Genomic DNA, 21,845 nt, shown 5'->3' with positions numbered 1-21,845 from the left:
ATTTCTTCGCCGACCTTGACGATACCACGCTCAACACGGCCGGTCACCACAGTACCGCGACCCGAGATCGAGAACACGTCTTCGACCGGCATCAGGAATGCGCCGTCGATGGCACGCTCTGGCGTCGGAATATAGGTGTCCAGTGCTTCGGCCAGCGCCATGATCGCTTGCTCGCCCAACGGACCAGTGTCGCCTTCCAATGCCAGCTTGGCCGAACCCTTGACGATCGGCAGATCGTCACCTGGGAATTCGTACTTCGACAGCAGTTCGCGCACTTCCATTTCGACCAGTTCCAGCAACTCTTCGTCATCGACCATGTCCGCCTTGTTCAGGAACACGATGATGTAAGGAACACCCACCTGACGCGACAGCAGGATGTGTTCGCGTGTTTGCGGCATCGGGCCGTCTGCGGCCGAGCACACCAGGATCGCGCCGTCCATCTGCGCTGCGCCCGTGATCATGTTCTTCACATAGTCGGCGTGGCCTGGGCAGTCAACGTGCGCGTAGTGGCGGTTCGCTGTTTCGTATTCGACGTGCGCGGTGTTGATCGTGATGCCGCGCGCTTTTTCTTCCGGTGCCGCATCAATCTGATCGTAGGCCTTCGCTTCGCCGCCGAACTTCTTCGACAACACCGTCGCGATTGCTGCCGTCAACGTGGTCTTGCCATGGTCAACGTGGCCAATCGTGCCCACATTCACGTGCGGCTTGGTCCGCTCAAACTTGCCTTTTGCCATCTTAGACTCCTAACGATTTGATGAGAATGTTCAGGCAACGCGCCCGACCGATTGCTGATGCTGCAGCGCTAATTGCTGTAGCGACGACTACAAATACAACTGGTGCCCTTGACGTGGATTGAACACGTGGCCTCTCCCTTACCAAGGGAGTGCTCTACCACTGAGCTACAAGGGCTTACCTGCCGATTGCGCCAACTGCCGAACGGCGCAACCGGACAAAACTTGGAGCGGGTGAAGGGAATCGAACCCTCGTCATAAGCTTGGAAGGCTTCAGCTCTACCATTGAGCTACACCCGCGAGGAACTACTATCGAAAAACCTGTCACTTCACAGCCGCAACGCTTCCAGACGGCTCCCTAAATGGTGGAGAGGGCTGGATTCGAACCAGCGTACTCGTAAGAGGGCAGATTTACAGTCTGCTGCCATTAACCACTCGGCCACCTCTCCGCGCAGGGAACTCAAAACTATAGGCGAACACTTTTCCCTTGTCAACTAAAATACGAAGACCGATCCATTATTTTTTATCAATCTGCAATTTCCTGCGCGACTGTCGCTTCAGGGAGATGCTCGACATGATTCCAGGGGGCAATTTTGAATAGCATCAGCATGCCGGGCAGCGCCAGCACGAAACACAGCACGAAGAAATTGAACCAGCCCATGTTGGCGACGATGTAACCCACCGAAGAATTGACAAAGGTGCGCGGTACCGCGGCCAGGCTGGTGAACAAGGCATATTGCGTCGCGGTGTAGCGTGGATCGGTCTCGCGCATGATGTAGGCGACAAACGCCGCCGTCCCCAAGCCGACGCCGAACGCTTCGAAACCGATCACCGCCGCCAGCACCGGCGTGCTGGCGCCGACCTGTGCCAGCCAGGCAAACCCCAGGATGGCGATGGCCTGGATCACGCCGAATATCCACAATGCCTTGTTGATGCCCAGGCGGATCATCCAGACCCCGCCGACGATGCCGCCGACCACGCTGGCCCACAGGCTGGTGGTTTTGGACACCACGCCGATCTGGGTCATCGAAAAGCCCAGATCGATGTAAAACTTGGTCGCCAGCGCGGTTGCCATGCTGTCACCGAGCTTGTACAGGAAAATGAAGGCCAGCACCCACAACGCCTTATTCCAGCCGCCGCGCGTGACGAACTCCCGGAACGGCAACACCACCGCTTCGCGCAGATTCTGGGGCGGCGTGCCGTAGACCACGGGCTCCTTGACCGCCAGCGTACACAACAAGCCCGGCAGCATGAAGCCGGCGGTGATCCAGAACACGGTCTGCCACGGCATCAGGTCGGCCAGCACCAGCGACAAGGCGCCGGGCACCATGCCGGACAGTTTGTAGGCGTTGACGTGGATCGCGCTGCCCAGGCCCAGCTCTTCTTCCCGCAGGATCTCACGCCGGAAGGCGTCGATCACGATGTCCTGGCTGGCCGAGAGAAAAGCAACCAGCGATGCCATGAACGCGATCATGCCGACCTGCGTATGCGGATCGAGCATGCCCATGCCGCCAATGCCGAGAAACAAGGCGATCTGGGTAAAAAACATCCAGCCGCGCCGGCGTCCCATGCGGCCGAAATGGAAGCGGTCCATCAGCGGCGACCAGAGGAATTTCCATGTGTAGGGAAACATCACCAGCGCGAACAAACCCAGCGCCTTGACATTGAGTCCCGATTTGGCCAGCCAGGCCTGCAGCAGGCTCAGCAAGATGAACAGCGGCAAGCCCGACGTAAATCCAAGGAACAAGCAGATCAGCATGCGGCGGTTGAGATAGCTGCGCCACGAGATGGAGGATTGGGTCATAGATGAAGATTGGGCAATGCAAGAAACTGAACTCCGCTCACCGGCGCGCCAGAGCGAAGGCGTCTGCGGAGTATAAGGACTTTGCCCGAACCAGTCTGCTTTTCCGACACGAGCGCCCTGTTTTTAATACTTCCTTGACTACTTCTTTTTCAACCGGAATACAGCCAGACTGCCGCGCCAGTTTGGCAGGAAAGTCACCGGCTTGCCCTCATGCAAGGCCACGCATTCCAGGACGTCCAGCCCGACGTCGTTGGCCAGCGCCTCGAAGTCCTTGATGGTCGCGCAGCGCAGATTGGGCGTGTCGTACCATTCGTACGGCAGCGACTTCGATACCGGCATCCGACCGCGCAGCAGCGCGACGCGGTGCGACCAGTAGGCGAAATTGGGAAACGACACGGTGGCTTCGCGGCCGACCCGCGCAATTTCGCGCAGGATGCCTTCCACGTCCTTCACCATTTGCAAAGCAGACAGGCACAGCACGGTATCGAAAGCATTGTCTTCGAACATGGCGAGACCGCCCTCCAGGTCCTGCTGGATCACCGACACATTGCGCGCCACACATTCGGGAATACGTGCGTCGTCGATCTCGATGCCGTAGCCGCTGCAGGCTTTGTCGGTTTGCAGGTAGTCGAGCATCACGCCGTCGCCGCAGCCGACGTCCAGTACTTGCGAACCGGCACGGATCCAATGCGCGATAAATGCCAGGTCGGGGCGCAATACGCTCAGTTCAGGGAAATTCATGCGCTCTCCTCCATGGCGATTTCCGCCCAGACGCGTTGATAGTATTCGCGCAGCAGTTTCATGTAGCGCGGATCGTCCAGCAGGAAGGCGTCATGCCCGTGCGGCGCATCGATCTCGGCATAACTGACGCGGCGCCTGTTGCTGACCAGCGCCTTCACGATCTCGCGGCTGCGCTCCGGCGAAAAGCGCCAGTCGGTCGTAAACGACGCCAGCAGGAATTGCGCCCTGGTGCAGGCCAGCGCCTTGGCCAGGTCGCCGCCGAAGTCGCGCGCCGGATCAAAGTAGTCGAGCGCCTTGGTGATCAGCAGATAGGTGTTGGCGTCGAAATAGGAGGAGAACTTGTCGCCCTGATAACGCAGATAGGATTCGATCTCGAAGTCGATGCCGTAGCCGAACTGGTATTCGCCGGTACGCAGGTCGCGGCCAAATTTTTCCGCCATGTCGTCATCCGACAGATAGGTGATATGGCCGACCATGCGCGCCACGCGCAGGCCGTTTTTCGGCACCACGCCATACGCATAGAAATCGCCGCCATGAAAATCCGGATCGGTCAGGATAGCCTGGCGGGCGACGTCGTTGAATGCGATGTTCTGCGCCGACAGCCTGGGCGTCGACGCGATCACCACGCAATGGCGCAGGCGGTCCGGGTACATCGTGCTCCACGCCAGCGCCTGCATCCCGCCCAGCGAACCGCCCATCACCGCGGCAAACTGCGCAATGCCCAACTGATCCGCCAATCGCGCCTGGGCGCTGACCCAATCTTCCACCGTCACGACCGGAAAACTCGCACCGAAAGGCTTGCCAGTGGCCGGATTGGTGTGCATCGGGCCGGTCGAACCGAAACAGGAACCGAGATTATTGATGCCGATGACGAAGAACTTGTCGGTATCCAGCGGCTTGCCAGGGCCGACCATGTTGTCCCACCAACCGACGTTGTCGGGATCGTCCTTGTAAAAACCGGCGACGTGATGCGAGGCATTGAGCGCATGGCATACCAGTACGGCGTTGGACTTGTCGGCATTGAGCGTGCCGTAGGTTTCATACATCAGCACGTAGTCGGCCAGCGCCGTCCCGTTCTTGAGCGGCAGCGGCTCGGGGAAATGCATGATTTGAGGCGATACGATTCCGATCGACATGGATTCTCTTTGTTATCTTGCAGTTAAACCATCTATGCGCAGATTTATCGCCCGAAAACAAAAAAGCCCGGAAGCTTGCGCTCGCGGGCTAAATTCTGGGCTTGTTTTGCACTGCTCCAAGCTCGCTTTAGCCGTATTTATATGGAACCTGGGTTCCGGCGCCCGCAAGCTGAGGTTTGGATAAACCATTCAAATCGGCGCAGTGGTGTAAGAATAACCAAGTCAGGGCATGGCGTCAAACCACCTTTGACGGCATGCCCGTTGAATGCATCAGCGGCGCCGCACAGCGGCCGCCTTGACCTCCTGCTCGCTGTTGATGGCGCGCAGTTGCGCCATCGCCGCCTCGATCGCCGACGGCTCGGTCGCTTTAAGCACCTTCTTGACCTGCGGCTCCAGCAACGTCAGGTCGCTGTTGAGGATTTCCTGCTTGACCGACAGCAGTTGCGAGGGATGCATGGAAAACTCCAGCAGGCCCATGCCGAGCAACAGGCGCGTCCACTTCACGTCGCCGGCCATCTCGCCGCAGACCGCGACCGGGATATCCGCCTTGCGCGCCATTGAAATCACGCTCGACAGCAGAAACAGGACCGCCGGATGCAGCGGATCGTACAGATGCGCCACTTCGTGATCGACGCGGTCGATCGCCAGCGTGTACTGGATCAGGTCGTTGGTGCCGATCGACAGGAAATCGAGGCGCTTGATAAAGATCGGCAACGCCAGCGCGGCCGCCGGGATTTCGATCATGGCGCCGATCTCGATATCCTCGTCGAATTTCTGCTTGCGCTGACGCAATTGTTCCTTGGCCTGCTCAATCAGCGCCAACGCCTGATCGACCTCGAAAGCGTGCGCCATCATCGGGATCAGCAGCTTGACCGAGCCGAAGGCTGAGGCGCGCAGAATCGCGCGCAACTGCGTCAGGAACATTTGCGGCTCGCTCAGGCAATAGCGAATCGCGCGCAGGCCCAGCGCCGGGTTCAACGCGGTCTGCTCATCTTCGTCGAGCGGCTTGTCGGCGCCGACGTCGAGCGTGCGAATGGTGACCGGGCGCCCCTTCATCGCCACCACGGCCTGACGGTAAGACTCGAGTTGTTCGTCTTCGGACGGGAATTTTTCCAGATGGCCGGCGCGGCCCATGAACAGGAATTCGGAGCGGAACAGACCGACGCCGTTAGCGCCGGCTTCCAGCGCCGGACCGCTGTCGCTCGGCAATTCGATGTTGGCCAGCAAGGTAATTTCAGTGCCATCTTGGGTGATTGCCGGCGTCTTCCTGAGCCGGCCGAGTTTCTTGCGATCACGCAGCATGCGTTCCTGACGCGCACGATATTGGGCAAGAACCAGCGGCGACGGATTGACGATGGCGACACCGGCGTCGCCGTCGATGATCAGCACGTCGTCCTGCTTGACCAACACCGAAGCGTTGTTCATGCCGACGGCAGCCGGGATGTCCAGACTGCGGGCGACGATCGCGGTATGTGAATTCTGTCCGCCGAGATCGGTGACGAAACCGCCGAAGGCACCGTCCCGGAATTGCAGCATGTCGGCCGGAGAAATATCGTGCGCCACGACAATGATGCTGGCCTGCGCGTCCTCGCCGCCATCGGCGGACGGCAAATTGATCGCGCTGCCGGTCAGCACCTTGAGCACGCGGTCGCCGACTTGCTGGATATCGGCTTTGCGTTCGCGCAAGTAGGGATCCTCGATCTCGTCGAACTGCGCCGACAAACCATCGATCTGCGTCACCAGCGCCCATTCGGCGTTGTAATAGCGGTGACGGATGATATTGAGCGGCACTTCGGCCAGCATCGGATCGGACAGGATCAGCGCATGCACGTCGATGAAGGCGCCAAGTTCAGGGGGCGCATCCTTCGGCAATTCGCTGCGGATGGTCTGCAGCTCCTGATGCACAGCGGCAATTGCGCTCTTGAGACGCTGCACTTCGGCCTCGACCTGATCGTCGGGAATCAGGTAATGCTTGACGTCCAGGGCGGCGGGAGCGAGCAGATGCGCGCGGCCTATCGCTATGCCTTTGGAAACCGGAATGCCGTGTAAGGTGAAAGATGCCATCGCGTTTGTCTCCTGCGTTTATTCTGTTATGCCGTCCTGTACTCTCATGATCGCGGTAGCACTCAAAACCTTACCGGACAATGCTGTATTTAGCAATCGTGCGGCAAGACAAGAGGAAAACAAACGAGGAAAATTCGAAGACTTACGACTTAACTGCGTTTACTGCCCTTCGCCGAAACGATCCTGGATCAGGGCCTCCAATGCATTGAAGCAATCCTGTTCGTCGTCCCCCTCGGTTTCCAGCAGCACCATGCTGCCCTTGCCTGCCGCCAGCATCATCACGCCCATGATGGATTTGGCATTGACGCGGCGCTTGTTAAACGTCATCCAGACCTCGCATTTATACTTGGAGGCCAGTTGCGTGAATTTGGCTGAGGCGCGCGCGTGCAGACCGAGCTTGTTGATGATCTCAAGTTCTTTTTGAATCATTGGAGTACTTTCTTTGTGCTTTTATTGAGACGAGACGCGAATGCGATTATCCACCCTGACGGCGCCGCTCTGGCCGCCGGCCAATGCCATTTCCATGACGACGTCAAGCGTGTCGTTGCGGTAGGTCAGTGCGCGCAGCAGCATCGGCAAACTGATGCCGGCGATGACCTCGACATTGTCGATGCCGCACAGGTAACCGGTGCAATTGGAGGGCGTGCCGCCCATGACGTCGGTGATCACCAGCACGCCGCTGCCGTCGTCGAGGCGATGCACTGCGTCCACGGCCAGCTTCTGTACTTCTGCGGGATTCTGGTCGGCAATGACGTCGATTGCTTCGATGCGTTCCGGCACACCCCGGAACACATGCGTTGCCGCCGCGATGAATGCCTGACCCAGCGGGGCATGCGTGAGAAGAAGGATACCGACCATGAATTTCTAAATATGTACGTTGCCAGACCGGGCGCAGCGCTAGCTGCCTGCGACGGCTGTTTCCAGCGCGTCAACAAACATGGCGGCTACATCGAAGCCGGTTTGCTGCGTGATTTCCTGGAAACAGGTCGGACTGGTGACATTGATTTCTGTTAAATAATTGCCAATAGCATCCAATCCTACCAGCAATAATCCCCGCTGCGCTAACACCGGTGCGAGCGCTTCGGCAATTTCCCGTTCGCGCGGCGAAATTGCCTGCGCCACGCCGAGACCGCCCGCAGCCAGGTTGCCGCGCACCTCTCCGTCTTGCGGGATACGCGCCAACACCTGTGGCACCACTTTACCGCCAATCAGCAAGATGCGCTTGTCCCCGGCCGAAATTTCCGGAATGAAGCGCTGCGCCATGATGGTGCGATTGCCATTGTCGGTCAATGTTTCGATGACCGATCCCAGATTCATGCCGTCCTGGCCAATGCGGAAAATCCCCATGCCGCCCATGCCGTCAAGCGGCTTGAGGATCATGTCCTTGTGCTCGGCGTGGAAGGCGCGCAAGCGTTTGGCATCCCGTGTGACCAGCGTCGGCGCTGTGTATTGCGGAAATTGCGCAATGGCAAACTTCTCGTTGTGGCTGCGAATCGCTTCCGGCTTGTTGAACACCCGCGCGCCCTGTTTTTCGGCCAACTCAAGCAAATAGGTCGTATAAATGTATTCCATGTCGAACGGCGGATCCTTGCGGATCACAATGGCGTCGAACTCGGACAGGAAAGTGGCGGCTGGCGCATCGGCACGATACCAGTCGTCGGCCTCGCCGGTCAGCGTGATCCTGGCGACGTTGGCGGTCACCAGGCCGCTTTCCAACACGATATCGGTCTGCTTGAAGGCATAGATGACATGGCCGCGCCGGACTGCTTCGCGCATCATGGCGAAGGTCGAGTCCTTGTAGATTTTGAAGGTGTTGAGCGGGTCGGCGAGGAAAGCAATTTTCATGAAATATCCGTCAAGTAAATTAATAGACTTCCGGATTCGGATCGGTCTTTTCCATTTCCAGCGACGCCGCCAGCAGCGCCAGACGCGCCACCACACCATACATATAAAAACGGTTCGGCGCCGCTGTGCCCGGCTTGGCCTGCAGATCGGGCAAAGCGTGTTGCTGTTGAAACGCCAGCGGCACGAAATGCGCGCCTGGCGCGTTCAGGTTTTCGTTGACGTCGCGGTCCGCATGCACACGATAGAAACCGCCGATCACGTAGCGGTCGATCATGTAGACCACCGGCTCGGCCACCGCTTCGTTGATGCGCTCGAAGGAATGCACGCCTTCCTGGATGATGACTTCGCTGACTTCCAGGCCTTCTTTGCCGATCGCCATCTTGTTGCGCTGCTTGCGGTTGAGGTCCTTCACTTCACTGGCGTCCTTGACCGTCATGATACCCATGCCGTAGGTGCCGGCGTTGGCCTTGACGATCACGAAAGGCTGTTCCTTGATGCCGTATTCCTTGTATTTCTTGCGAATCTTGGACAGCAGGCTGCTGACGTTGTCGGCCAGGCAATCCGAGCCGGCGTCCTCCTGGAAATCGATCTCGCCGCACTTGGTGAACAGCGGATTGAGCATCCAGGGATCCACATCGACCAGCTTGGAGAACTTCTTGACCACGTCGTCGTAGGCTGAAAAGTGATTGCTCTTGCGACGCACGGCCCAGCCCGCATGCAACGGCGGCAGCACGTTTTGCTCGTCGAGGTGCTCAAGCACCGACGGAATGCCGATCGACAGGTCGTTATTCAACAGCACCGTACAAGGATCGAAGTTCTTCAAACCCAGGCGGCGGCCGTTCTTGGAGCGCTCCAGCGGTTCCAGCGTGATGGTGCTGCCGTCCGGCAGGTCGATCTGCTTGGGCTTCTTGATGTCTTCCAGCGTGCCGAGACGGACATTGAGGCCGGTCTGGCGGAATATCTGCATCAGTCGCGCGACATTTTGCAGATAAAAGGTATTGCGCGTGTGATTCTCGGGGATCAGCAGCAGGTTCTTGGCGTCCGGACAATATTTCTCGATCGCGGCCATTGCCGCCTGGACGGCCAGCGGCAGCATTTCCGGCGACAGGTTGTTGAAGCCCCCCGGAAACAAGTTGGTGTCCACCGGCGCCAGCTTGAAACCGGCATTGCGCAAGTCGACCGAACAATAAAACGGCGGCGTGTGCTCCTGCCACTCCATGCGGAACCAGCGCTCAATCGCGGGAGTTGCGCCCAGAATCTTCTTTTCCAGGTCCAGAAGCGGGCCGTTGAGGGCGGTGACAAGATGCGGAACCATAAAAGACTTTCTGCGCGTGCAAGTAACGAAAAAGCGACCGGCGATCGATGACAAATCCAACAAGAACCGGCCATTTTAGCGGGATTCCTGCGATTACGTCGTTCGCCATGCGGCAATTTCTGCTGGAGAGGCCTTCTACGTGGTGGCGTTGTCGTTTTTTTAAAGGCCCATGAAAAAAGCGCCCCAACCGGGGTTGGGGCGCTTCTGAAAGGGGGCTTACGCCCCCGGGAAACAAATTACGAGTGGTAAGCCGATTCGCCGTGGCTGGAGATGTCCAGACCTTCGCGCTCTTCTTCTTCCGTCACGCGCAGACCGATCACGATGTCGACCAGCTTGTAAGCGATGAAGGACACCACGCCGGAAACGATCAGGGTGGTCAGCACGCCTTGGAACTGAATCCAGACCTGGCCGCCGATCGAGTAGTCAGGTGCAACGGCATTGGCGACATAGTCGTAAATGCCGGTGCCGCCCAGGCTAGGTGCAGCGAACACGCCGGTCAGAAGCGCACCCAGGATGCCGCCCACGCCGTGCACGCCGAACACGTCCAGCGCGTCGTCCGAACCCAGGATCTTCTTCAGGCCGGTAACACCCCACAGGCACAGCAGACCAGCGATCAAGCCCAGCACGACCGCACCGGCGATGCCGACGAAACCTGCCGCAGGCGTAATTGCCACCAGACCTGCAACCGCACCCGAAGCTGCACCCAACATCGAAGGCTTACCCTTGCCGATCCATTCGCCGAAGCTCCAGGACAACACTGCAGCGGCAGTAGCCAGGATCGTGTTGACGAAGGCCAATGCAGCGCCACCGTTGGCTTCCAGGCCGGAGCCTGCATTGAAACCGAACCAGCCGAACCACAGCAGCGAGGCGCCGACCATGGTCAACGTCAGGCTATGCGGCTTGAAAGCTTCCTTGCCGAAACCGACACGCTTGCCGATGACGAAGGAACCGACCAAGCCTGCCACCGCGGCGTTGATATGCACGACCGTGCCGCCTGCATAGTCCAGAGCGCCCTTTTGGAACAGCCAGCCGGAGATTGCAGTTGCCTTCTCTCCTGCAGCAGCGTCGGTGAATGCATCCGGACCAGGCCAGAACCAGACCATGTGGGCCATCGGCAGATACGAGAAGGTGAACCACAGGATCGAGAACACGATCACCGCGGAGAACTTCACGCGCTCAGCGAACGAACCGATGATCAGCGCCACCGTGATTGCCGCGAACGCGCCCTGGAAGGCCACGAACGACAACTCAGGAATCACGACGCCCTTGCTGAAAGTGCCGGTGGTGGAATCGCCAGTCAGACCGTGCAGGAACAAGCGATCGAAGCCGCCGAAGAATGCCCCGCCTTCGGTGAACGCAATGCTGTAGCCGTAGACGAACCACAGAACATAGATCAGCGAGAAGATCACGAAACATTGCATCAGCACCGACAGCATGTTCTTGCTGCGGACCAGGCCGCCGTAGAACAGGCCCAGGCCCGGCAATGTCATCAGGATCACGAATGCGGTACAAACCAGCATCCATGCGGTGTCGCCCTTGTTAGGAACAGGCGCCGGAGCGGCTGCCGCCGGTGCTGCTGGGGCAGCCGGAGCGGCCGCGGCTGCGGCCGGTGCCGCAGCGGGTGCCTCTGCTTTCGGCGCATCAGCCTTCGGCGCTTCCGCCGCAGGTGCTGCCGCTGCCGCCGCTTCCGGCTTGGGCGCATCCTGCGCCTGCGCCGGAGCGGCAAAACCTACCGCCAACAACAAAGTGCCGATTGCCAGCGCACTTGACAACATTTTTTTGATACTCATTACTATTCCCCCTTAGAGAGCGTCTTTGCCGGTTTCACCGGTACGGATGCGGATGACGTCCAGCAGATCTTGCACGAAGATCTTGCCGTCGCCGATTTTGCCTGTACGTGCGGCAGCCTCGATGGCTTCCAGCGCGCGTTCGACGATCGAGTCGTCAACTGCGGCTTCGATCTTGGTCTTCGGCAGGAAGTCCACGACATATTCCGCACCGCGATACAGCTCGGTGTGACCTTTTTGACGACCGAAACCCTTGACTTCGGTTACGGTGATGCCTTGTACGCCAATCGCCGACAGAGCTTCACGAACCTCGTCGAGTTTGAACGGTTTGATGATCGCTGTAATCAGTTTCATACCGACCTCAATTAGAAAGTTTTGCTAAGGGAAACCACGAAACCACTCTTACCGACATTTTTGAGCCCATCCGATGCCGGTGTAGTTTGTACGCCATCCTTCAAGTTGGTGCCCAGATAAGCGACGCCAAACGTAATACCTGCCAGATCGTCGAAAGTCTTGCTCAGACCCACTTTCCAGTCGGTATAGCTATATTGGTCGTTGGAAACGCCGGCATTGCTGCCCTTGACGTTCTGACGGCCGACATGCAAACCCAGCATCACACCGTAAAAAGTTTCGACGTTGGCGCCAAGATCGAAGTACTGGCTGTACTTGCTGTCGACGTTGCCAAACAGGTTGGTCAGCGATTGCGAATACTTGAAGTACGCAGGACCGTAACCAACCTGACCATAGAGTTCAAAGGTATTGGCGTTCTTGACGCCGCTGTTTGCCAGGGTATTGCCTGGGTAATAATAATACAGGCCGCCGACGTCATAAGTGAAGCCGCCGCCGATGTCGCCGCGCTTGCCGCCGTAGATATCCCATTCGACGTTACCCTTGGTGTCGGTATTGGTAAGCTTGCCTGCATCCTTGATCCATTTGATGTTGGTCAGCCATGTGCCAGCGTACAGGCCTGTCGGATTGTGCGTGTAGTCGGCTCCGACTTGCAAAGCGGGATCAAAGCGTGTTTGTGTCAGGCCGCGATAACGATAATCGCTGACTACGGCAGCGTTGAAGGTGACTTCGTTATCTGGCTTGGGTGCGTCTTCCGCGTGGGCAAAGCTGGCTACAAACGATGCTGCGACTGCTGTTGCAAGAATCAATTTTTTCATGGCGTCCCTCTAGGTTTCTGTTTAACAACAAATTGTTCATTTCTGCATAGCTTGTATAGCAGGAGCCATGCCAACCCTTTTCTAGGGCCTTACATTCATTTTTTTAGTGCAAATCAACATTCCAATTAGGCATTTTTTCTTTTTTTCACAAAAAAAGTGCATTCAAATGAATCCTCACCGTTATCGAACCATAATGGTGCAAAACAATTTATGAATGACATTTTCCCTGTGGAAACAGCATGTTCCTTATGGTGCATGAGGCGCATGACTGGGCGAGAATTTCCCCCCTGTTCAGCATTGAACAAAAATGTCACATAAGCAACACGATGCCGGATAAGGAAATTGTCGTTGCTCAGGCGCCATTTCCGCAAGACAACAAACCGGCTGAACGTTTCCTCACAACGCCATTCAGATAGGGAGCGGCTACAACCAACCCTTTTCTGCAGTTTTTTGTTTTCCTTCCGGGCAATGAAAGCGCTACACTTGCCAGATAGTCATCACCAATAAAGGATTCATCATGGACAAGCCACAATTCTTCGAAGATATTCAATCCAGAATCAATAAGGCCATTGAAAACTCGCCCGCCAAGGACATCGAGAAGAACGTCAAGGCCATGCTGAGCCAGGGGTTTTCCAAACTCGACTTGGTTACCCGCGAAGAGTTCGACATCCAGGCCCAGGTACTGGCCAAGACCCGCGCCAAATTGGAAGAGCTGGAAGCCCGCGTGGCCGAATTGGAAGCGCGTCAGAAAGCTTCCTGACGCTGTCGCCGATGAGTCTGGCCGTATTGAAAAGTCGCGCACTGGCGGGCATGCAGGCGCCGCAGGTGACGGTGGAAGTCCATCTCGCCAACGGCCTGCCTTCTTTCACCATCGTCGGCCTGCCGGAGACCGAGGTCAAGGAATCCAAGGACCGTGTACGCGCCGCGCTGCAAAATGCGCGCTTCGAATTTCCCGCCAAGAGAATCACCGTCAATTTAGCCCCCGCCGATTTGCCCAAGGAATCCGGCCGCTTCGATTTGCCGATTGCGCTCGGCATCCTGGCGGCTTCTGGACAAATGCCCGGCGACGGACTGGACGATTACGAATTCGCCGGCGAGCTCTCGCTGTCCGGCGACCTGCGCCCCATCCGCGGCGCGCTGGCGATGACTTACGCCATGCACAAGTCGAATCACAGCGACGGTCGCCGCCGCACCTTCATCCTGCCGCGCGAGAACGCCGATGAAGCGGCCTTGGTAAGCGACGCCACGATCTTCCCCGCCGAATCGTTGCTGCAGGTATGCGCCCATTTCGCGACGCACGATGCCGATGCAAAACTGTCGCGGCACCGGCCTTCCCCGCAATCCCGCCGGCCCGCCTACCTCGATTTTTCCGACGTCAAAGGTCAGTTGCAAGCCAAACGCGCGCTGGAAGTGGCAGCAGCCGGCGGCCATAGCGTGCTGCTGGTCGGTCCGCCCGGCACCGGCAAGTCGATGCTGGCGGCGCGATTTCCCGGCATATTGCCGCCCATGACCGATGACGAAGCGCTGGAATCGGCCGCCGTGCAATCGCTGACCGGCGGGTTTACCGCGGCACGCTGGAAGACGCGTCCATATCGCTCTCCGCACCATACCGCATCCGGCGTGGCGCTGGTCGGCGGCGGCGGCACGCCGCGTCCCGGTGAAATTTCGCTGGCGCATCGCGGCGTGCTGTTCCTCGACGAATTGCCGGAGTTCGACAGGAAAGTCCTGGAAGTCTTGCGTGAGCCGTTGGAGTCCGGCCACATCACGATTTCGCGCGCGGCGCGGCAGGCGGATTTTCCGGCGCGTTTCCAACTGATTGCCGGATTGAATCCATGTCCATGCGGCTTCCTCGGCGCTGCATATCGCGAGTGCCGTTGCACGCCGGATCAGGTGGCCCGTTATCAGGGCAAGATTTCCGGTCCGCTGCTGGACCGTATCGACATGCAGATCCAGGTCGGCGCGATTGCCCACGACGATCTGATGCAGCAGGCGGCCGGAGAGTCTTCCGCACAGATCGCGGCACGCGTGGCGCAGAGCTTCAGCTTGCAGCAGCAACGCCAGCAAAAAAGCAACCATCTGCTGTCGCCCGCCGAAATCGATATGCATTGCAAACCCGATGCCGCCGGCGAGGACCTGCTGCGTACCGCGATGACACGGCTTAACTGGTCGGCGCGCGCCTATCACCGCGTGTTGAAGGTCGCGCGCACGGTCGCCGATCTGGCGCAAGTCAAGGTTGTCGGCAAGGCGCACATCGCCGAAGCGATCCAGTACCGCCGCGCCTTGCGCGAGCAATAGCCCCGGGTCGTCAGGCGCTTTCAACAGCCTGCGCACAAACCAGACAATTACCGCGCGAAGACGATCAAGGCCGGCCATTGCGCGATCGGCGCAAGACCGGAGGAACAATTCCAGCACGAATGCCTGGAAACGGCGACACTGTCGGCCTGCCTCGCCAGATTCAGCGGCGAGACCTGTTTACTTTTACCGGTTTGATTCATGTTCATCGGAATTCTTTGCGCCCTGTGCGCCGGCCTGATGTGGGGCCTGGTCTTCGTCACCCCGCTGCTGCTGAACGATTATCCCGGCGTAGTGCTGTCGCTGGGACGTTATGTCGCCTTCGGACTGATCGCACTGGTGCCGGCCTGGTTCGACCGCCGACGCATCGGACTGCTGAGCCGGCAAGACTGGAAAACCGCCTTCAAGCTGGCGCTGGTCGGCAACCTGCTCTATTACGCCATGTTAGCCACCGCGATCCAGTTGGCCGACGCACCGCTGCCGACCATGCTGATCGGCACGCTTCCCATCGTGATTTCGGTATGCGCCAACTGGCGTCCCGGCCATGCGTCGGAGTCGGTGGCATGGCGCCGTTTGGCGCCGTCGCTGGTGATCCTGTGCATGGGCCTGATGCTGGTCAACAGCAGCGAACTCGAACATCTCAGGAACGGCATCGGCAGCCTTGGCAACACCCGCCGCACCACCGCCGATTACATCCTCGGCTGCATCATTGCGGTGTTCGCCATCGCCGGCTGGACCTGGTATCCGATCGTCAATTCGCGCTATCTACGCACGCACAGGGATATCAACTCGGTCACGTGGGCAACCGCGCAGGGACTTGCCACGCTGCCGATGGCGCTGGCCGGTTTCGCGCTCTACGGCATCTACGGCTATGCCGCCGGCGACAACTTTGCGTTTCCGCTGGGGCCGCGTCCGGGCATCTTCGTCGCCATGATGCTGACGATCGGTCTGTCGGCATCATGGATGGGCACGCTGCTGTGGAACAAGGCCAGCCAGTTGCTGCCCACTGCGCTGGTGGCGCAACTGATCGTATTCGAAACGCTGGCGGCCTTGCTGTATGCTTTCCTGCTGCGCGGCACGGCGCCCGACATGAAGGTGCTGGCCGGCATCGCACTGTTGTGCGTCGGCGTCGTGTATGGCGTGCAGACGTTTTCGCGGCAAACTTCGATTTCCCATTCTCCCTGAACCTATCATGCGCCAGGTATTCCGATCATTCTTCGTCGCCGCATTCGCCCTCATGCTGGCGGCCTGTTCGCCCAAATACAACTGGCGCGAAACGCATGGCGACAAGCTCCCGTTCACCGTTCTGCTGCCGGCCAAGCCGTCCTCATTCACGCGTCAGATCGACCTGAACGGCATGCCGGTGTCGATGACCATGACCGCCGCCGAAATCGACGGCGTCACCTTTGCCGTCGGCGTCGCCGAACTGGCCGATGCCGCGCAGACGTCCAAGGCACTCGCATCGATGCGCACGGCGCTGCTCAACAACATCGGCGGCTCGCCTTCGCAAACCGCGATCCCGGGCCGGGTTACCGACAGCAACCAGATCATCGACGTTGCCGCCACCGGCGTGGCGCGCGGCCAGACCATGCTGCTGATGGCGCGGCTCACGGCGAAGGACAAGCGGATTTACCAGGTGTTGATCGTCGGCCCCGAAAAAGCGATTTCCACGGAAAATGCCGAGACCTTTTTCACTTCGTTCAAACCCGGTTGAAGTGCATCGGAATGTGACAAAGATGACAAGCGCAGGGCGTCCGAGGTATTCTATAAAGACGCTGTCAGCGTAGTAGGCAACGCCTTATCCGCAACAAAGCAGGCGGATAGGCTCTCATCAACATCGATATCCTGAGGAAATATGCTGGTAACGTTCAAATCAAAAGCGGCTGCAGATGTTGTCATGTATGAATCGCATGCCAAGCCCATCCTCGACATGCTGCACAAAGACCTCAAGCGCGGCGTCATCACCGCTGCCGAGAGCACCGAAGCGATCGCCTTGCTGGAAAAGCAGATCGTCAACAGCAAGGCGCATGAAGCCGCCGAAACTCTGGAACGCGATGTGCTCGCACATCATAATTCCGACGGCGACGACAACGGCCATGAAAAGATCGAACCGGTCACCTTCTCGGCGCGCGCTTACCCGCTGCTGGACATGTTGCGTGAAGCGAAGAAGGGCAATCACGACATCCTGTGGGGCGTCTGAGCCCGGCAGCGCCAGTCCATTACCAATGCAGGAGCCGACGGCTCCTGCATTTACATGGGCGAATTGAATCCGGTGCAGTGCTTTGTCAGCCGCGCTTATTTCGCCTTCCGGCCGAATTCGGTGAGTAGCGCAACAACGCCGGCACTGGAAACGCAGATCCCAGCCGCCATCGCACCGCGCCATCCCCCCTGCGCGTAAATCCCCCAATGCCGAATCCGGCGCGCCGCCGCCCAAAATGGTGGCCATGAACAGGCCGATGTAAATTTTCCCTCATATCGCCGCACTGACTCCATAATGACGCCGGGTTGCACGGCTGGTACACTGGCGCTCCGCGTCGGCCTCGGCGTCAAACCGACCTTTGGCAAGCATCAATGTGACTTATCTTTCCCTGAAAACCGATTCCCTGGCCCATGGCTTGCACGGCGCGGCGCAAGCCATCGCCGAAGTGCGCGCAGGCACTGCCTTGCCGCAGGCGCTGTCGCGCATTTTTGCTGATGCCGACATGACGCCGCAAGCCCGCGGCGCGATCCAGGATTTGTCCTACCTCTCAATGCGCAAGCTGGGCCTGGCCGACGGACTGCTGGCGTTGCTCGCCGACAAACCGCCGCAACCGGCCGTCCTGCATGGCTTGCTGACCTGTGCCCTGAGCCTGCTGCTGGACGAAGACGATCCGGCCTATGACGCATTTACCGTGGTCAACCAGGCGGTCGAGGCCGCTGCGGCCGATGCCGATATGCGCCATGCCAAGGGTGTGGTCAACGCCATCTTGCGGCGCTTCCTGCGCGAACGCGCGACGCTGCTGCCGCAGGTCGAAAAGACCCCACCCGGCGCCTGGAATTACCCGACCTGGTGGATCGACCGCCTCAAGGCTGCATATCCCGCACAATGGCAAGCCATCCTCCAAGCCGGCAACGCCCCGCCGCCCCTGACGCTGCGCGTGAACCGCCGCAAGTCGACGGTGCCGGACTATCTGCATCTGCTGGCCGCGCACGGCATCGGCGCGCGCCAGATCGGTCCCGACGCCGTGCGGCTGGACCAGCCGGCGCCGGTCGCCCAGATACCCGGCTTTGCCGACGGCCTGGTCTCGGTGCAGGACGCCGCCGCGCAACTGGCAGCCCCTCTGCTGGATGTGCGGGACGGCATGCATGTGCTTGACGCCTGCGCCGCGCCGGGCGGCAAGACCGGGCACCTGCTCGAATGCGCCGACCTTGATCTGGTGGCGCTGGACCACGATCCCCGACGGCTGCGCCGCATCGACGACAACCTGCAGCGCCTGCAACTCTCGGCGCAACTGAAAGCCGGCGACGCCCGCAACGGCAAAGATTGGTGGGACGGCAAACCCTTCGACCGTATCCTCGCCGATGTACCATGCACGGCCTCGGGAATTGTGCGCCGCCACCCCGATATTCGCTGGTTGCGCCGCAAAACCGACACGGTGCAACTCGCAACACTTTCCGCTCAAATACTCGACAATCTTTGGCAGATGCTAAAGCCGGGTGGTAAATTGCTACTGGTAACATGCTCGTTGTGGCCGCAGGAATCGGAAGATCAGGCGGCCGCATTCGCCCAACGCAACCACGCCGTCCGGCTATCCGCTCCAGGTCAATTGCTGCCGACCGCCAGCGTAGAATCCGATCATGACGGCCTGTTTTACGCGCTGTTTCAAAAAACTGGACCATGAATTGACGCAATCGGCCCTTATTTCCACTCATCTGCCGTCATTTCGCCCCCGCATGCCGGCGGCGTCGACGCTTCCGCTCTGGTGGCTGCGTCGCGTCGTGTTGGCCTTCTTCCTGCTGTTCTGCCAGACCACGCTCCAAGCCGCTGAAATCGATATCACCCAGGCCACGCTGGAAGCCACCGACGACGGCTACCGGCTGTCCGCGTCGTATTCGTTCGAACTCAACCGCAGCCTGGAAGACGCGCTGGTGCGCGGCGTGCCGCTGTATTTCACCACTGACGTCCAGCTCACGCGGCGGCGCTGGTACTGGTTCGACGAAGTGACCGTCTCGGTATCGCGCACGGTGCGCATTTCCTATAACGTGCTGACCCGGCAATACCATGCCGCCACCACCGGCCAGTTGCAGCAAAGCTTTTCCTCGCTGGAAGATGCCATGTCGCTGATCCGCCGTCCGCCGCGCTGGGTCATCGCCGACAAGAACACGCTCAAGCCGGGCGACGTCTATAACGTCGGATTGCGCATGCGCCTGGATGTAGCGCAATTGCCGAAACCGTTCCAGATCAATGCGCTCAACAACAGCGACTGGCGGCTTTCCTCTGACTGGAAAGAATTCACCTTCAAAGTCGAATGACCCGTACCCTGCGTTATTTGCTGGTAGTCGGTGGCAGCGTCATCAGCATTTTGCTGTTCCTGCTGGCCTCCGCCTCCGAAAACTCCGCCCTGTTCGACCAGCACTATCCCTGGCTGCTTGGCATGAACGCGCTGGCAGCGGTCGCCCTGTTGTGCCTGGTGGTGCTGCTGCTGACGCGGCTGTACAAGCGCTACCGGCGCGGCAAGTTCGGCTCCAAACTGCTGGCGCGGCTGGTGCTGCTGTTTGCGCTGATCGGCATCCTGCCCGGCGCCGTGATCTATCTGGTGTCGGTGCAATTCGTTTCGCGCTCGATCGAGTCGTGGTTCGATGTGCGCATGGAAGCAGCGCTGGAATCCGGCCTCAACCTCGGACGCAATGCGCTCGACTCGTCGTTGACCGACCTGACTGCGCGCGCGCGCTCGATGGCGCAGGAACTGTCCGACATGTCGGAATCGGAACAAGTCACCTATCTGTCACGGCAACGCGATCAGAGCATGGAAATCACCGTGCTCAACGCCAACGGCCAAGTGCTGGCGACCGTTGGCGGCCGCATCGGGGTGCTGACGCCGATCTTGCCGACGACGACGATGCTGCGCCAGGCCAAGCTCACGCGCGGCTTCTCGGTGGTGGAAAGCGACGACTCCCGCCCGCTCAACGGCGAGTCGGATTCGGACGGCAACCTGCGCCTGCACGTGGTCATCTCGATACCGACTTCATCCCGGGCCATGGGTCTGCAAAGCGACAACCGCTTCCTGCAAATCCTCCAGCCGGTGCCGGACTATCTCGCCAGCAATGCGGAAACCTTGCGCCTGGCTTACAGTGAATACCAGCAACGCTCGGTGGCGCGGTCCGGCTTGCGCAAGATTTACATCGTGACGCTGACCCTGACCCTGCTGCTGGCCATCTTCGGCGCTATCGCCAGCGCCTTCCTGATCGCCAGCGACCTGGCAAAACCATTGCTGCTGCTGGCCGAGGGCACCAAGGCGGTGGCCGAAGGCGATTTATCGCCGCGGCCCATCGTCAGCACCTCGGATGAGCTCGGTACGCTGACCCAGTCCTTCAACACCATGACGCGCCAACTGCTGGAAGCGCGGACCTCGGTGGAAAAGAACCGCGCCGAGCTGGAAAATGCCAAAGCCTACCTCGAATCGGTGCTGGCCAACATGTCGGCCGGCGTGATGGTGCTCGACAGTGAATTCCGCATCGTCAGCGTCAACGAGTCGGTGCGCCGCATCCTCGGCTACGACTTCACCGGCAGCATCGGCACGCCGCTGCATACCATCGAAGGACAGCGCCTGTTTGCCGAAGCGATCATCAAGGCCTTCTCTGAGCAGCGCGCCCAGTTGGCCGACGTCGCCGAAGACAGTCTGCACTGGCAACAGCAGATCGAGCTGCCTCACCGCAGCGGCAACGGCGACCATGAAAGCGATGCCGCCAAAAACAGCAAGGACGGCAGCAAAACCACGCTGCTGGCGCGCGGCTCGCATCTGCCGGTGGAAAGCGGCGTCGGCTACGTCGTCGTGTTCGACGACATCAGTAAAGTGATCTCGGCCCAGCGCTCCATCGCCTGGGGCGAAGTGGCGCGGCGCCTGGCGCATGAAATCAAGAATCCGCTGACGCCGATCCAACTGTCGGCCGAGCGCCTGCAGATGCGCCTGGCCGACAAGCTGCTGCCGCAGGACGCCGCCATCCTGAGCAAAAGCACGGCCACCATCGTCAACCAGGTCAGCGCCATGAAGCGCATGGTCGACGACTTCCGCGAATACGCCAAGACGCCGCCGGCCAAACCCTCGGCGCTGGACCTCAACGCCCTGACCGAGGAAATCCTGCATCTCTATCTGGCCGGCGACGACCGTGACATCATCCATGCCCGGCTGGCGCCCAATCTGCCCAAGGTGATGGGTGACGCCACCCAGTTGCGCCAGGTCATCCACAACCTGCTGCAGAACGCCCAGGACGCCGTCGCGGAGAACGGCGGCATCGTCCCGCGCATCGATGTCGTCACCGAACTGGTCAAATACCCCGGTTCGGACGGCGCAGCCCGTAGCGCTGTCCGGCTCTCGATTACCGACAATGGCCCCGGCTTCGAATCGAAAATTTTAGCTAATGCATTCGAACCTTACGTGACATCAAAGCCAAAAGGTACTGGACTTGGCTTGGCAATGGTCAAGAAAATAGTCGACGAACATGGAGGTCGCATTGATATCCAAAATCGCAGCGATGCAAGAGGCGCAAAAATACTGATTTTGCTGTTAAAGTTAGCACCCGATGCATAAGGATTAAGATTTTCCTCATTGCTGCCGTTGATACATAGGTCTATAACAAGTAAGGTTGCGGAATTTTCCTGGCGTTGTTGTGTGTCTGCGTGCCGTACCCAGCGTACCGTCCCCGTTCACACGCCCTGCCAGACTGATTTTGCGGCAGCGCTTGCTGTAAAGAACTCAGCGATTGC

At 59.3% G+C, this 21,845-nt stretch carries 20 protein-coding genes and 3 tRNA genes; 8 read left to right on the top strand and 15 right to left on the bottom strand.

Annotated features, from left to right (window positions below; genetic code table 11):
• From RV1423_RS21520 to RV1423_RS21450, 15 genes are all read right to left on the bottom strand, one after another.
• Window positions 1–734: elongation factor Tu (locus RV1423_RS21520; RefSeq protein WP_034301185.1), on the bottom strand; the 734-nt coding region annotated here is incomplete at its 3' end.
• Window positions 735–834: 100 nt separating this feature from the next.
• Window positions 835–909: transfer RNA gene (locus RV1423_RS21515), tRNA-Thr, on the bottom strand.
• Between the two features lie 48 nt (window positions 910–957).
• Window positions 958–1,031, bottom strand: a tRNA-Gly gene (locus tag RV1423_RS21510).
• A gap of 63 nt (window positions 1,032–1,094) precedes the next feature.
• Window positions 1,095–1,180: transfer RNA gene (locus RV1423_RS21505), tRNA-Tyr, on the bottom strand.
• Window positions 1,181–1,257: 77 nt separating this feature from the next.
• Window positions 1,258–2,535 (bottom strand): AmpG family muropeptide MFS transporter, encoded by a 1,278-nt coding sequence (locus RV1423_RS21500; RefSeq protein WP_034301182.1) that lies wholly within the window; start codon window positions 2,533–2,535, stop codon window positions 1,258–1,260.
• Window positions 2,536–2,673: 138 nt separating this feature from the next.
• Window positions 2,674–3,276 (bottom strand): methionine biosynthesis protein MetW, encoded by a 603-nt coding sequence (gene metW, locus RV1423_RS21495; RefSeq protein ID WP_034301180.1) that lies wholly within the window; start codon window positions 3,274–3,276, stop codon window positions 2,674–2,676.
• The gene (locus RV1423_RS21490; RefSeq protein WP_034301177.1) at window positions 3,273–4,412 is read right to left on the bottom strand and encodes a homoserine O-acetyltransferase; all 1,140 of its coding nucleotides are present in this window, start codon (window positions 4,410–4,412) and stop codon (window positions 3,273–3,275) included. The genes metW and RV1423_RS21490 overlap by 4 nt, the downstream gene beginning before the upstream one ends.
• A 270-nt stretch (window positions 4,413–4,682) precedes the next feature.
• Entirely contained in the window at window positions 4,683–6,476 is a 1,794-nt protein-coding gene (ptsP, locus tag RV1423_RS21485) for a phosphoenolpyruvate--protein phosphotransferase (protein WP_034301174.1), read from the bottom strand.
• A gap of 159 nt (window positions 6,477–6,635) precedes the next feature.
• The gene (locus RV1423_RS21480; RefSeq protein ID WP_034301171.1) at window positions 6,636–6,905 is read right to left on the bottom strand and encodes an HPr family phosphocarrier protein; all 270 of its coding nucleotides are present in this window, start codon (window positions 6,903–6,905) and stop codon (window positions 6,636–6,638) included.
• A gap of 21 nt (window positions 6,906–6,926) precedes the next feature.
• The gene (locus RV1423_RS21475) at window positions 6,927–7,334 is read right to left on the bottom strand and encodes a PTS sugar transporter subunit IIA (protein WP_034301169.1); all 408 of its coding nucleotides are present in this window, start codon (window positions 7,332–7,334) and stop codon (window positions 6,927–6,929) included.
• A gap of 39 nt (window positions 7,335–7,373) precedes the next feature.
• Window positions 7,374–8,321: a glutathione synthase gene (gshB, locus tag RV1423_RS21470; protein WP_034301166.1), complete on the bottom strand. Its 948-nt coding sequence runs from the start codon at window positions 8,319–8,321 to the stop codon at window positions 7,374–7,376.
• Between the two features lie 19 nt (window positions 8,322–8,340).
• A complete protein-coding gene (gshA, locus tag RV1423_RS21465) occupies window positions 8,341–9,636 on the bottom strand; it encodes a glutamate--cysteine ligase (protein ID WP_034301164.1) in 1,296 nt (431 codons plus the stop codon).
• A 236-nt stretch (window positions 9,637–9,872) separates the two neighbouring features.
• Entirely contained in the window at window positions 9,873–11,426 is a 1,554-nt protein-coding gene (gene amt, locus RV1423_RS21460; RefSeq protein ID WP_034301162.1) for an ammonium transporter, read from the bottom strand.
• A 12-nt stretch (window positions 11,427–11,438) separates the two neighbouring features.
• Entirely contained in the window at window positions 11,439–11,777 is a 339-nt protein-coding gene (locus RV1423_RS21455) for a P-II family nitrogen regulator (RefSeq protein ID WP_007884397.1), read from the bottom strand.
• Between the two features lie 11 nt (window positions 11,778–11,788).
• Window positions 11,789–12,589: a TorF family putative porin gene (locus RV1423_RS21450; protein ID WP_034301159.1), complete on the bottom strand. Its 801-nt coding sequence runs from the start codon at window positions 12,587–12,589 to the stop codon at window positions 11,789–11,791.
• A 517-nt stretch (window positions 12,590–13,106) separates the two neighbouring features.
• Between RV1423_RS21450 and RV1423_RS21445 the strand changes: the two genes are divergently transcribed.
• From RV1423_RS21445 to RV1423_RS21410, 8 genes are all read left to right on the top strand, one after another.
• Window positions 13,107–13,349: an accessory factor UbiK family protein gene (locus RV1423_RS21445; protein WP_034301156.1), complete on the top strand. Its 243-nt coding sequence runs from the start codon at window positions 13,107–13,109 to the stop codon at window positions 13,347–13,349.
• An 11-nt stretch (window positions 13,350–13,360) separates the two neighbouring features.
• Entirely contained in the window at window positions 13,361–14,884 is a 1,524-nt protein-coding gene (locus tag RV1423_RS21440) for a YifB family Mg chelatase-like AAA ATPase (protein WP_034301153.1), read from the top strand.
• A 198-nt stretch (window positions 14,885–15,082) separates the two neighbouring features.
• The gene (locus RV1423_RS21435; protein ID WP_034301151.1) at window positions 15,083–16,066 is read left to right on the top strand and encodes a DMT family transporter; all 984 of its coding nucleotides are present in this window, start codon (window positions 15,083–15,085) and stop codon (window positions 16,064–16,066) included.
• Window positions 16,067–16,073: 7 nt separating this feature from the next.
• Window positions 16,074–16,595 (top strand): hypothetical protein, encoded by a 522-nt coding sequence (locus tag RV1423_RS21430; protein ID WP_034301148.1) that lies wholly within the window; start codon window positions 16,074–16,076, stop codon window positions 16,593–16,595.
• A 141-nt stretch (window positions 16,596–16,736) separates the two neighbouring features.
• On the top strand, window positions 16,737–17,081 hold the full coding sequence (locus RV1423_RS21425; protein ID WP_034301146.1) for a DUF1840 domain-containing protein: 345 nt from the start codon (window positions 16,737–16,739) through the stop codon (window positions 17,079–17,081).
• A 373-nt stretch (window positions 17,082–17,454) separates the two neighbouring features.
• Window positions 17,455–18,762, top strand: coding sequence for a 16S rRNA (cytosine(967)-C(5))-methyltransferase RsmB (rsmB, locus tag RV1423_RS21420; RefSeq protein ID WP_197034982.1), 1,308 nt, complete (start codon window positions 17,455–17,457; stop codon window positions 18,760–18,762).
• Entirely contained in the window at window positions 18,719–19,393 is a 675-nt protein-coding gene (locus RV1423_RS21415; RefSeq protein WP_081768938.1) for a DUF4390 domain-containing protein, read from the top strand. Before rsmB ends, RV1423_RS21415 begins: the two co-directional genes overlap by 44 nt.
• Window positions 19,390–21,669 (top strand): ATP-binding protein, encoded by a 2,280-nt coding sequence (locus RV1423_RS21410; RefSeq protein ID WP_034301140.1) that lies wholly within the window; start codon window positions 19,390–19,392, stop codon window positions 21,667–21,669. The genes RV1423_RS21415 and RV1423_RS21410 overlap by 4 nt, the downstream gene beginning before the upstream one ends.
• The last annotated feature ends 176 nt before the right edge of the window (window positions 21,670–21,845 follow it).

The sequence above is a fragment of the Herbaspirillum sp. RV1423 genome (genome assembly GCF_000577615.1).
Lineage (GTDB): Bacteria > Pseudomonadota > Gammaproteobacteria > Burkholderiales > Burkholderiaceae_D > Herbaspirillum.
The sequence above is the reverse complement of the archived record's forward strand: the minus strand, read 5'-3'. Positions and strand labels throughout refer to the sequence as shown.